The organism is Domibacillus aminovorans, from assembly GCF_001643235.1.
In the GTDB taxonomy this organism is placed as follows: domain Bacteria; phylum Bacillota; class Bacilli; order Bacillales; family Domibacillaceae; genus Domibacillus; species Domibacillus aminovorans.
Window position 1 is genome coordinate 24,919 of the sequence record NZ_LQWY01000021.1, and the last position, 12,608, is coordinate 37,526.

A 12,608-nucleotide genomic window follows, 5' to 3' on the forward strand; every position below is an offset into this window, starting at 1 on the left:
TTGATTACTTCAAGCCCTTTTCTTTTAATACTTCCTTCTGTTCTCTCGCTTTTTTGCTGACATACGTATTTTTCCATACAGCGTACAAGTTAATTCCGAGCGCTACTGATGCTCCACAGAGCATCACAAATGCATCGATACTTTGCTGCGTCAACCAGTCAAAAGAGACACCAATCGCTCCTAAAAACAAGAATAATGAAGTCAGGAAACCACCTAATAAAGTGATAATATCTCGTTTCACTAGCATCTCCCCCTTCCATCACTTATTTTATACATAATGTATGTACATCTCATAAATTGTTTACAGACAAACCTGTTTACGCACAAAAAAATCAGTCCCTATAAGGAACTGATTTAGAAAGTTATCGCTAGACAAGCCGCCTTTGCCGTATGGATTACATAAGAAAGTTTTAAACCACCACTTCTCAAAGTGGGTGTTCGCAAAAACGTTCTTGCTTGTCCTCCTTGTCGTATCGACAGAGGCATGTCATTTCCGTTTTTATATAAAACTCCCGATTACAGCTTAAAGGTTAAAACTTAATTATTGATTACGTACAACGCAGCTTGTATTCGTATATTACTCCATTCGCTTTGATAAATCAACGGTAATGTTTTCCCCACCTGCTTAAGTACAGATAATGTACTCTTTCTGAAATCAAGTCATTTTATTTTGTCTCATGAAAAATTCCTGCTACACTAATACAAATCATTATAATATAGAAAGAAGTGTTCCAAACGATGTCTATCCACTATTCCGTTCTCGACCTGGCACCGATTACAGCAGGCGGGACGGCATCGGAATCATTCATTCATTCATTCTGCTGATCTTGCGCAGCATGCTGAAAAATGGGGGTATAACCGCTATTGGCTCGCAGAACATCATAGCATGCCTGGTATTGCAAGCTCGGCCACAGCTGTCGTGATCGGTCACATCGCTGCCGCAACGAATACGATCCGTGTCGGTTCCGGCGGCATTATGCTGCCCAACCATGCGCCGCTCATTATCGCCGAACAATTTGGCACACTTGAATCTCTTTTCCCTGAACGTATTGACCTCGGTCTTGGCCGTGCACCAGGCACAGATCAAATGACAATGCGGGCATTAAGACGCCAAAACCAGAGTGATGGTCATGATTTCCCAGAACAGCTGGATGAACTTCGCAGTTATTTTAAAACAGGCCGCAAACATGTGCGTGCTATTCCTGGAGAAGGGTTAAACACTCCGATCTGGCTACTCGGTTCAAGCGGATTCAGCGCCCGTCTTGCCGGCGATCTTGGCTTGCCATTTTCATTTGCGAGTCATTTTTCACCCGATAATACGATGTCAGCCCTTGCCCTCTACCGCCGTCATTTCAATAATTCTGGCGTCATTGACAAACCGTATGCCATGCTCGGTGTCAATGTGATCGCCGCTGATACAGACGAAGAAGCGGAAAAACTCGCGACGTCGATGCAGCAGCAATTTTTAAACTTAATCCGCAACAATACTGTACCGCTTCAGCCGCCCGTTGATAACATGGATGAACTATGGAGTGATTTTGAAAAAGCAGCGCTTCAACAGCAGCTCAGTGCATCAATTATTGGCGGACCGGAAACAGTGAAGCAAAAACTCAAGACATTTATCGAAGACACAGAAGCAGACGAAATTATGGTGAACGCGCAAATATTCGACCATGACGCTCGTTTACGCTCATTTGAAATTGTTGCTGATCTAATGAAATAAACGAGAGAGAGCTGTCCCTATTTCGGGACAGCTCTCTCTCGTTCCAAAATATAACCTACAGCAGATTGCTGCCGGGAAAGTTTTCTTTATTCCTCTTCCAAATACGAACAGCAATAATCTACTACTGTATGTACGTTTAACTGAAAGGACTCGTTCGCTGGCACGTAAAAAACGCCGCTTCCGTCGATCGTTTCCCACTCGCCGTCTGCAAGCTTATACTGAAGCGTTCCAGCCGTAATATCCATCTCTTCTTTCAGCACAGTCGCAAATTCATATTCCCCAGGCATCATAATACCAAGTGTTTTTTTCGTTCCGTCTTCAAAGAAAATCGTCCGGCTTGTCACTTTCCCATCAAAATAAATATTTGCTGCTTTGTCTACTGTTACATTTTTAAATTGTGTCATCGTCATCTTCCTCTCCTATTCATTTTTTTTACTGTACCACAAAATCTAAATATTGAAAAAGACACCCGATTGGATGCCTGAATTATTCATTCACTGTGTACGTTAATTGGTACTTACTTTCACATTGTATTGTTCAAACCATTGATTCATCTGTACAAAATAAGCAAGCAGCTGCGGTCCCGTCATTAGCTGGCCGAACCATGGCACTTGAAACGATGCCCCTCCTGAGTCTGTGATCTCTTGCAATGATGATCGTGAAAAAAATTCAAGCAGCGGCGAATCTTTGGCAAGAACGTCATTCATCATCCCGCTGACCAGCTTCGTATAGCCCGGATGATGTGTCTTCGGATACGGACTTTTCTTCCGGTACAACACCTCTCTCGGTAGCAAGCCGTCAAGCGCCTTCCGCAAAATCCCTTTTTCCCGGCCGTCCGCCATCTTCATCTTCCATGGAATATTCCACGCATACTCAACGATCCGGTGATCCGCAAACGGCACCCGCACTTCGAGACCCGCCCCCATACTCATCCGATCTTTCCGCTCAAGAAGAGCCGTCATAAACGACACCATATTCACATAAAACATTTCCCGGCGGCGGCGATCGATTCCGCTTTCCCCGTCTAATTGCGGCGTTTCACCAACAAGATCGTTATACCGTTGTTCCCCATACTCTTCTAATGGAAGGGTGTTTCGCCATTTTTCATTTAGTAAAAGCGTCTTATCCGCTAACGACTGAATCCATGGAAAACCACATCCGTTCAACAACTCTTCCCTGTGAAACCACGGATATCCGCCGAAAATTTCATCCGCACACTCACCGGACAATCCGACTGTAAAATCGTGTTTGATTTCTTCACAAAACCATAATAAAGACGAATCAACGTCCGCCATTCCCGGCGCATCACGGGCAATCATCGCAGCCTTTAGTTTATCCGCAAGCTCGTCATGTTCAATGATCGATGAATGATGAATCGATCCGATATGTTTCTGCATTTTATCAATCCACAGCTTATCTTCACTTGGCTGAAAGACACTTTTCTTAAAATATTGGCTGTTTTCCACATATTCAATCGAATAGGTGTGAAGAGAACCACGTCCGTTTTTTTGAAAATAATCCGATGCAAATGCGCTGATCGCACTCGAATCAACACCGCCGGATAAAAAAGTACAAACGGGCACATCGGCTGTCAACTGACGCTCAACGGCATCTTTTAATAAAAATCGAACCTGTTCCGCTGTTTCATCCATCGAATGAAGGTGCTTCTTGCTTTCCACGTTCCAGTATCGCCATATGCGACGCCCAGTTCGATTCAACGTAAGCGCGTGAGCCGGGCGCAATTCATGGATTCCTTTAAAAATACCATGTCCCGGCGTCCGCCCTGGTCCGAGCGTGAACAATTCCATTAGTCCTTCACGATCGATTTCCGCCTTTACATGACGATGCGCCAGAAGCGCCTTTATTTCCGATCCAAACAAAAAAGAATCGTCCCATTCGGTATAAAAGAGTGGCTTTACTCCGAGCCGATCTCTCGCCATAAACAGCTCCTGCTGATTTTCATCCCATACACCGAATGCAAAAATTCCATTTAGACGATCTACACATTTCTCACGCCATTCAATAAAGGCCGTCAACAGCACTTCTGTATCGGAATGTCCTTGAAACGTATATCCCTTTTTCAACAGCTCCTGCCTAATTTCTTCCGTATTATACAGCTCACCATTATACACAATCGTATACGGACCGCACGTCATCGGCTGCCTGCCGCCTACCGGATCGACGACAACGAGCCGCGTGTGACCGAATGCTGCATGATGGGTTGCCCACACACGAAAGTCATCCGGACCACGCTTTTTAAGCGTCGCCGCCATCGTTTTAACCGCCTCTTGTTCATTCCTCATATCGCGTGCAAAATCTACCCATCCCGTTATTCCGCACATGTAGATCACCCTTTCCTGCATTAATGTATTCAGGCAGGAAGTGAATCATTCCAAGAGAACATTGACGGACTACATACGAATAAGGACAAGTATATTTCACATTATCAACCCCGATACTATTTTGTGAATTTTATTATGCAGCTAATGAGGTAAACAGTGTGGTAAGCGTTGAGGAAATAGATGGTTTTAAAATCGTTGATGAGCAAAAACCTTCACTGCTCCTCTATCTGAACATTGTAAAGCGCTGATAAAAGCACAAAGCTGTGGTCAATGAATGCCAGACAAAATGTCTCATCCAGAATGATCTTGTCTCTTTGGTCTATCATTACATACTCCATATCGGCAATAATGTTTCTTAATTTTCGCTCTGACCTGAATGCACTCACATCCCCGCCACTATGGACCAAACAGTTCCGAATCCTATTCGTGTTTTGGATGAATTTCCACGCTGGTGTATCAACTGGAAATGCCACGTTCAACTCGGTTATTAAATAATCTCTCGCTTTATTAATCAACGGTTTCCGGCTGCTGCTTCTCTTACTAAAAGTTCTTCCTGATTCAGTAGGGTGACAGAGCGCCACCAATTTACTTTCTACAAAAGAGTACATGCTCGTTAAAAGGGAGCTTCTTAAAATATTGGGGAAATCACTACGGTAAAGGCTAACTTCATCTATATGCCAATCCCAAAAGCTTTCTTGATCCTCCTCATCGAATTCTGCTGCCATTTTTTCATACCTGCCTACCTCACTCTTTAGTGAGCGTTCTATAAATTCAGCATACTGTTCGAACTGATTTAAAGGATGCTCAACATCGAACAAATACTGTAGTTTGCTGGGCGTCATCCTCTCTATCCCATTCTCCTCCTTTGAAAGTATAATTTCTTCATGTAAGATGTGAACCTTCTCACCATTCCACTCTGGAACTGCCTCCACAAGCCAAAAACCAGTGAATATACCATTCAAGTATATTCGTTAAGAGTTGGCATAACACCAGTACTAAAAACATATCTGCTAAAAAAGCTATGTTTAAGGCATTACCGCAAGTTAGAGACGACAAAAATAGTGCTGGAATCAGGGTCTACTTCTTACTGTCATTTTTTACAACAAAAAGACCGACCTTATCACTCAATCGGTCGGTCTTTCTCTTATTCTATTTATAAATTGCTTACAATTGTCATTTCTATTTATCCAATTCCGTTCTAATGGGTTGTAATTCCTTTTCCTCATCATTTTCAACCATATGTTTAAGCATTGACAATTTATTATTCCAAAATTGTTCATAAAAAGAAAGCCACTGTTGTAATTCTTCTAATGGTTCTGGCTGCAACCGATAAAGTTTTTCTCTACCTACCTTTCGTCCACTGACTAATTTTGCTTCTGAAAGGATATAAAGATGTTTTGCAATAGCGGTACGACTCATCGGAAAATGTGATGTTATTTTTGAAATAGATAATTCCTTTTGAGCAAGCAATCTCAGTACTTCTCTACGAGTTGGGTCAGCAATAGCTTGAAATACATCATATTTTATTGCTGATGAAGTCATTTAACCCTCAACAACCTTTTTAAGACGTTCATTAACAATCGCTACCCAACCATTGTCCATTCTATCGCGAATAACGGAACTTTTCTCCTTCGCTTTTGGCAGAACAACATCAGGATGTTTCCATCCACTATGAATAAGAATAAACTCTGTCTTGTCACCCAACTCTTTTAAAATAAATGTAACAACCCAGCCATCTGTATCCCACGAAAAAGAAAGCCGATGAGGTTCATTAATTTCTAATACTTTACATGGAGATGGTCCAAATGGTGATTGTAAATGGAATTCGTGTCCTTCTTTCCGTTCAAAATCATTTTGCATAAACCATGCTGCAATGCCCTCCGAAGTGGATACTGTGTTCCATACTTTTTGAATAGGCGCTTCAATAATAACCGTTTGTTTAATATCTTGTAGTATGTTTTGATTATTTGTTTCCATCATATTCTCCTTTATCTTCATTCTTTATTGTACTAGACTGCCTCGCTAGTTCAATAAGACGTGTTACAAAAAACGCCCAGATCTTAGTATCTGTGGCGTTTTTAATACAACATAATACCTTTATGTTGATTTATAATTAAAAAATTTTGAAATAAAATTCATTCATGTGTGTAGATAAATCATATTGAACTCTCACCTATCTGTATAGCCATACCCGTATGATTGAAAATAGCTGATCTAAATTTACTGGTTTACTAATATAATCGGATGCACCTGCCTCAATACATTCCTTTCGATCATTTTTCATCGCTTTAGCTGTAAGGGCAATGATTGGAAGACTTTGGAATTCATTTGTTTGACGGATCATTCGAATCGTCTCAAATCCATCCATTTCAGGCATCATAATGTCCATAATAACGAGATCGATGTCTGGGTTTCCTTGCAAAACGACAATCCCATCTCTTCCGTTTTCGGCAAAAATTACTTCAACTTGATAGCTTTCAAGCGCTGTTGTCAAAGCAAACACGTTACGCATGTCGTCATCCACCACGAGTATTTTCTTACCTTCTAGCAACGCTTTCCTTTCGGGTATTTGTTTCCAAGAATCATCTGCCTGAAATGGATACTCAGCCGAAACAACAGGTACGGTGCTTGAATTTTCGAGATGCGTTGTGGCTGCCTCTGCTTCAGAAATGGCTATTTCCTTCCTTGCTATGTTTTGATAATGAGGCAAATATAACGTAAATGTGCTTCCATAGCCTTCTGTGCTTTCGACTTCAATGAAACCGCCTAATAAATGAGCGAGTTCTCTGCTAATGGAAAGCCCTAATCCCGTTCCACCATATTTTCGGCTGATGGTCCCATCCGCTTGTTTAAACGCGTCGAAAATGATGTCCTGATTTTCTGTTGCAATCCCAATTCCTGTATCTTTAACAGAAAAGACAAACCCTATATTTGAATGAGTGAATGCATCCTCTTGCTCTTTTGAAAACATCCCTTTTTCCGCTTTTTCTATTGTTAATGTTACAGCACCCTGTTCGGTGAATTTAAATGCATTGGATAATAAATTTTTCAATATTTGCTGTAGTCGCTGTTTATCTGTATGAATAACCTCTGGCAAATCAGAAGCAAGCTGAACATGCAATTGAATATTTTTCTTACGAGCGACAGGAGTAAATTGCGCCTCCACAAATTCTTTCACGTTATTCAGTTCCACATCTTTAGACATGACTTCTGTTTTTCCTGCTTCAATTTTCACGATGTCTAAAATATCATTGATTAAATGCAATAAATCATTTCCTGATGAGTAGATTGTTTTCGCGTAACTCACCTGTTTTTCAGTAAGATTTCCATCGACATTATCCGTGAGCATTTGAGCGAGAATTAACAAGCTATTAAGTGGCGTTCGCAGCTCGTGGGACATATTAGCCAAGAATTCCGATTTATATTGCGAACTGAGCGTTAACTGCTGTGCCTTTTCTTCAAGAATATCTTTTACTTTTTCTACTTCTTTTGTCTTCTGTTCGGAGTGTTCATACTGCTCTTCAAGTTGTTCATTAACGGTTCTTAACTCTTCTTGCTGAGATTGAAGTTCTTCCGATTGGCTTTGCAATTCTTCCGTTAAAGCCTGTGATTCTTGAAGCAGCTTTTCTACTTGCATATGTCTTAAAATACTTTTTATGTTCGTACCAAGATTGCTCATGACCTCTTGCAGCAGCATTTCCTCTAGGTCACTAAACGGTTCAAATGAAGCTAATTCAATAACAGCCAATACCTCTCCTTGAAATTCTGCTGGAAGAACGAGTACATTAGACGGTCGGGCTGAACCTAAGCCAGACGTGATTTTTATATAGTCTTCTGGAACTTGATTGAGTGAAATGATGCGATTCTCTAGTGCACACTGCCCAACGATTCCTTCCCCTAAATGAAAGCTGCTAGCACCAACCTCTTGTTGATTATCATAATTATCTGCATAGGCAGCTAGCTTCTGAAAGCTCCCATTATATTTCGTATCCTTCTTTATATAGATGACGCCATACGCTGCACTTACCATAGGAGTGACCTTTGTGATGAACATGTGGGCTAACGTCTCTACATTATCTATTCCAGGATACATGGTCGCAATTTCAGCAATTTTCGTTTTTAACCAGCTTTGTTTCTCTGCAGCATTTTTTAATTCTTTCTCCTGTTTTGTATGCGTTTCAAGAGCTTCCGCCATTTCATTGAATGAAATAGCAATTTTTCCAATCTCATCTTTTGTTTTAAGATGTATACGAGGTAATTTATCCAAGCTATTAAAATTAACTTTCGACATGACGGAACTGACCTTATTCAATCTGCCCGTCACATTCCACAGAATAAAAAGTAACATTGTTAATCCAAGCAAATATGATACAGACACATAGGCTCTAGTTATTGTAATAACTTGATTATACGTCTTGTTTATTTCGATGGAATTTTCGGTTGCTATAGTATTCTCCCTATTTTTTAGCTGAGTGGAAACTTCATTCATATTGTCCATACTTTCTCGACCCTTATACCAGTACAGTAGAGCTGCTTCCTCATTTTTTCCTTCTTGTATGAGAGTAGACATTTCTTTATCTACTTCAGCATACGTTCTCATCGTTGCCTTTAAATTCTCCACTATTTCTTGTGATTCTTCGCTTTCACCCAACTTTTCCAAGGAATTGATCGCTAGGTTCACATCTTGAAGGTGTTTATCCCTATCTACCTCAATTGTACCTTGAAGGTCTTGAGGTGGATTCGCGACTAGATCTCTTAAGTCTTTGCTGTAATCATTCAATCCATCTTGAATGATGTTCGCATACATAAGTACCTCATTGCTTTTAGTAAAATTTTCCATTTCTTGGTTAAAGTTAGCCATCCTTGTCCCAACATAAGTATGAAGAAGAGCGTCTACTGCATAAATAATGCCAAAAGCTAAAAATAGTTTCATTTTAAATGTCATATAACTCCTCTTTTCTGGTCTATTGTTTTCCTACCAAGTATCACTTGCTCAGGAATAGAATAACGTTCTTTTACTGACTAGTATCACTGCCATTATGATAAAAATAATTACGGGTGACGTTTTTATTATAGTTTAAAAATTTTCAGAATTAAATTATAAATTGTAATTAATAAATATTTTATTTCACGGGTGTTGATTATCCAAAATCAGACTAAATATTTTCATTATTTCCAAAATAATTATTCGGAAATAACGCTATTTCATCAGCACATACGCAATTAAGGACACAAAAAGCTATTTGTACACGGCGTTTTCAGTCTGCCAAATAACACTGGCACATTTCTTTCTCGTCTTTTCGTTTTTTGAACAGCCACCTGTTTTGTCCTCCAAATGAAATAAGAGCCCCCGATTCCTACAATTAAAGCTAATAGATAGAGCAACTCATCCACTCCAGTCCCCTTCAGCTTGTTAGTCATTTTATTATAAAATTCCCTTTGAGTGATGATTTACTAAAAGGGAATTATGATCTTAAGTAAAAAGAAGAAGAGTTAGGCTACTTCCCTAACTCTTCTTGACCGTTAGCTATTCATTATCATCCATCACGTTGTATCTCTATCAAAAAAGCTCAAATATAATTGTAGAAAAAGTCTTCTATTCATTAATATTCTAATGAGCAAATGACTTTTTTAGCGATCTTTATTATTAAATATATAGTTAACTTTTATCTCACCCACACGGTTATCCTGTTCATATATTTTAGCATCTGTCGGATATCCTACTACTAGCTCGTTCTGGTTCCATTTGACATCAAATTTCTTGTCAGCGTGAAACGTATTCCCGCCCTTATTTTTTAACTTCTCATCACTGTCTCAAAAAGACATGATTCATTTAAACTTATTCACTGACTAAATTGTACAAAACCGTGTTTAATACCAATAAGTCCCCCAGGATTTAGTAAAAACCCTGGAGGTGTTCATGCAACAAAATTCACTTTTTTCATTATACGAAGCGAGATTGTTATTTCTCACCGAATTTAACAAACCTCATTTCATCTTCAATTAATCCGCAGGCAGCACATTGGATTCTCCGTTTTGGACCGTTGTAAACGGTATGGAAAGGACCTTGGTCAGCCGTACCTTCAAATCGTTCAATGACTTCTCCTGTCTGAGGATCTAATTTGACTGCATGGGCAACCTGTTCAATAATGTTGAATCTAGTCCGATTCGTTTTGCAGTTTGGGCAACAATATCGAGTACTCATAAGAACCCCCTATAGTAGATGATGTCCATTATGATATCCAATAGCGCCATTATTATTAATAAATTGAAAGCGCTGGAGACAATTAAGCTCCAGCGCTTTTTAATCGTTCTTTCAATTTTCTGTGCAGACCATTCAAGTTTTTCATTAACTGCTCGTATTCATCGCGTTCAATTTTGCATAAATTGATTTCTTCCGCGACACGTTTCGTAATGTGTGGCTGTTCTATTCGTGCTTTTGTTTTAAGATAAATGAACACTTTCCGTTCATCTTCTTTCGACCGTTCTTTTCGAAGCCATCCGTTCGCTTCCATTCTTGAAATCATTGGTGTAAGCGTACCGGTGCCAAGATTCAGTTTGGCGCCGAGTTCTTTCATCGTCACTTCATCTTTTTCCCACAATGAAAGAAGCACGAGGTATTGCGGATAGGTCAATTCGAATGGCTGCAGGACGCTCGTATACAGCTTATTAAACTCGCCAGCTGTTTCATACACCGCAAAACATAGTTGTTTATTTAACGTTAAAAAATCATTCATTACAATACGTTTTTCAAATCCTCTTCCATTTTTTCCGGATCTGTCGTCGGCGCATACCGTTCGACAACCTGTCCATTTTTATCGACTAAAAACTTCGTAAAATTCCATTTGATTTTTTTCGATAAAATCCCTTTTTTCTCTGTCGTCAAATGTTTAAAAAGTGGGTCCGCCTCGTCCCCATTTACCTCCACTTTCGCAAACATCGGGAACGAGACACCATAATTTCGCTGGCAAAACTCGGTCGTTTCGTTAATGTCATCAAACTCTTGATTGTTAAACTGATCGCACGGAAAACCGAGCACAGTCATTCCTTCATCTTTATATTTTTCATACAGAGATTGCAGCCCGCCAAACTGAGGCGTGAATCCGCATTTGCTTGCAGTATTGACAATTACTAACGTCTTTCCTTCATACTCTTTCAACGACATCACTTCACCATTCGGCTTCTTCACTTCGAAATCATATACACTTGTCATGCTTGATCATCTCCCCTTCTCAAAATTATATCTTCCACGATTTAATCGTATACGATACAATTACTAAATACAAGTTTTTTGCACAAAGAAGCCACTCTTAAAAAAGTGGCTTCTTTGCATATAAGGGGGATGTTTTGGTCAGCGCTTTTTTCTTTTCAAAAAAGGAATCCGGCCATTTCATCATTCCGTACGCCTGGCATACTGAATTTATGCCGCCGTCAATGCCTTTTCCAGACGTCTTAAATGTCCACCCATCTTCCGTTCGGCACACTTCACCAATCACAACTGCTGTTTCATTCGAAAAATCTTTTTCCAGCTCGTAACAGGCGATTTCTTCTTTCGTTTCGTCACTGACAATACGAACAAAAGCATCATTCACTTCACCAAATGTTTGACCGCGCTCATCCGCCTCATGAATGACAATTGCCACCACTATTTTATGAATCGAAGCAGGTACATACGATAATTGAATGAATAATTGTTCATCATCGCCTGTTCCGGCACCATTTTGATTATCATTTGATAAAACAACCACTCCATCAAACGCCGTTAACTGATTGTAAAACACAATATGTTCCTTTGAACGAATATTGCCTGTTTCATCCACTAGTAATGCCAATGCGTCCAAATCAAAATGGGATGTTGAATGGTCACTGATTGACCAACCGAGACCGAGCCGAATGGATGTCACCATAGAAGAAGGCTTCGTTAACTCTACTTTTTGTCCGTTAACCAGTTTAACCAACATGATTCCTCCTGCCTAAAATAACTTTTCTTACTCTCATTATAGTAATTAAATCGTACCACACCGTCCTATCTCTCTTCAATTTTGAACCCTTTTCACCCCAGTTTCTCTCCCCTTAGTTCATCAAAAAGACAAAAAAAGCACCCCCAATGGATGCTCCTTCATTAACGAACCTCTTCCGTCAACGTAAAATCCCCTGCTTCATTAACGTCTACGTTCAGTCTATTTGTTGCATTTAAATACCTTAATATCGTAATGAACCGTGCTTGCCCAATCCCCTGTTTCTCTAAATCTGACTGCATATTAGTGAAGGGTGGAAGTTCCTTCGTCTTTTCTTCTGCCTCCACATACGGAGCAAAGTAATGAGACACTTTGTTCACTTCTTCTTCAGTGATAAAATTCAAGTGTTCAAACTCATTGTTTAACGCTTCTTCAAAACCGTTTAACAACCCGAAAATGTGGCCTTCATCCACTTTCTTAATCCCTTGTTTCTTTTGTATTTCGTATAATTCACCGAAAGCTTTCCCTAAGACTATTTTTAAATCTGTCTCCACCTTATCTCCTCCTTTTTCGATATCTTTTGCA

At 39.9% G+C, this 12,608-nt stretch carries 12 protein-coding genes, 1 other RNA gene and 1 pseudogene; 1 reads left to right on the top strand and 13 read right to left on the bottom strand.

What is annotated here, in order from left to right; translation table 11 throughout:
• Positions 1–4 precede the first annotated feature (4 nt).
• Both AWH49_RS08875 and ssrS read right to left on the bottom strand, forming a co-directional pair.
• Positions 5–241, bottom strand: a complete 237-nt coding sequence (locus tag AWH49_RS08875) for a phage holin (RefSeq protein WP_157723693.1) — start codon at positions 239–241, stop codon at positions 5–7.
• A 129-nt stretch (positions 242–370) separates the two neighbouring features.
• A non-coding RNA gene (ssrS, locus tag AWH49_RS08880) (6S RNA) lies at positions 371–569 on the bottom strand.
• Positions 570–738: 169 nt separating this feature from the next.
• On the opposite strand from ssrS, the pseudogene AWH49_RS08885 reads away from it, so the two are divergent.
• Positions 739–1,723, top strand: a pseudogene (locus tag AWH49_RS08885) (LLM class flavin-dependent oxidoreductase).
• 86 nt (positions 1,724–1,809) lie between these two features.
• Here AWH49_RS08885 and ppnP read toward each other — a convergent pair.
• The 11 genes from ppnP to AWH49_RS08940 all read right to left on the bottom strand — a co-directional run bounded on the left by ppnP (position 1,810) and on the right by AWH49_RS08940 (position 12,577).
• Positions 1,810–2,127, bottom strand: coding sequence for a pyrimidine/purine nucleoside phosphorylase (gene ppnP, locus AWH49_RS08890; protein WP_063965464.1), 318 nt, complete (start codon positions 2,125–2,127; stop codon positions 1,810–1,812).
• 102 nt (positions 2,128–2,229) lie between these two features.
• Complete coding sequence (asnB, locus tag AWH49_RS08895) at positions 2,230–4,065, bottom strand: asparagine synthase (glutamine-hydrolyzing) (RefSeq protein ID WP_063965403.1); 1,836 nt, start codon at positions 4,063–4,065, stop codon at positions 2,230–2,232.
• Between the two features lie 212 nt (positions 4,066–4,277).
• Positions 4,278–4,997: a hypothetical protein gene (locus AWH49_RS08900; RefSeq protein WP_157723694.1), complete on the bottom strand. Its 720-nt coding sequence runs from the start codon at positions 4,995–4,997 to the stop codon at positions 4,278–4,280.
• A 247-nt stretch (positions 4,998–5,244) separates the two neighbouring features.
• Positions 5,245–5,607 carry an ArsR/SmtB family transcription factor gene (locus AWH49_RS08905; protein ID WP_063965404.1) on the bottom strand — a complete coding sequence of 121 codons (363 nt, stop codon included), beginning with the start codon at positions 5,605–5,607 and terminating at the stop codon, positions 5,245–5,247.
• Positions 5,608–6,042, bottom strand: a complete 435-nt coding sequence (locus AWH49_RS08910) for an SRPBCC family protein (RefSeq protein ID WP_063965405.1) — start codon at positions 6,040–6,042, stop codon at positions 5,608–5,610.
• A 196-nt stretch (positions 6,043–6,238) separates the two neighbouring features.
• Positions 6,239–9,010, bottom strand: a complete 2,772-nt coding sequence (locus AWH49_RS08915; RefSeq protein WP_063965406.1) for a response regulator — start codon at positions 9,008–9,010, stop codon at positions 6,239–6,241.
• Between the two features lie 1,017 nt (positions 9,011–10,027).
• Positions 10,028–10,270: a hypothetical protein gene (locus AWH49_RS08920; RefSeq protein ID WP_018392112.1), complete on the bottom strand. Its 243-nt coding sequence runs from the start codon at positions 10,268–10,270 to the stop codon at positions 10,028–10,030.
• An 82-nt stretch (positions 10,271–10,352) separates the two neighbouring features.
• A complete protein-coding gene (locus tag AWH49_RS08925) occupies positions 10,353–10,802 on the bottom strand; it encodes a MarR family winged helix-turn-helix transcriptional regulator (RefSeq protein ID WP_034290096.1) in 450 nt (149 codons plus the stop codon).
• A complete protein-coding gene (locus tag AWH49_RS08930) occupies positions 10,802–11,278 on the bottom strand; it encodes a glutathione peroxidase (protein ID WP_063965407.1) in 477 nt (158 codons plus the stop codon). The genes AWH49_RS08925 and AWH49_RS08930 overlap by 1 nt, the downstream gene beginning before the upstream one ends.
• 97 nt (positions 11,279–11,375) lie before the next feature.
• Positions 11,376–12,023, bottom strand: a complete 648-nt coding sequence (locus tag AWH49_RS08935) for a TerD family protein (protein WP_051927995.1) — start codon at positions 12,021–12,023, stop codon at positions 11,376–11,378.
• Positions 12,024–12,187: 164 nt separating this feature from the next.
• A complete protein-coding gene (locus AWH49_RS08940) occupies positions 12,188–12,577 on the bottom strand; it encodes a hypothetical protein (protein ID WP_034290094.1) in 390 nt (129 codons plus the stop codon).
• Positions 12,578–12,608 lie beyond the last annotated feature (31 nt).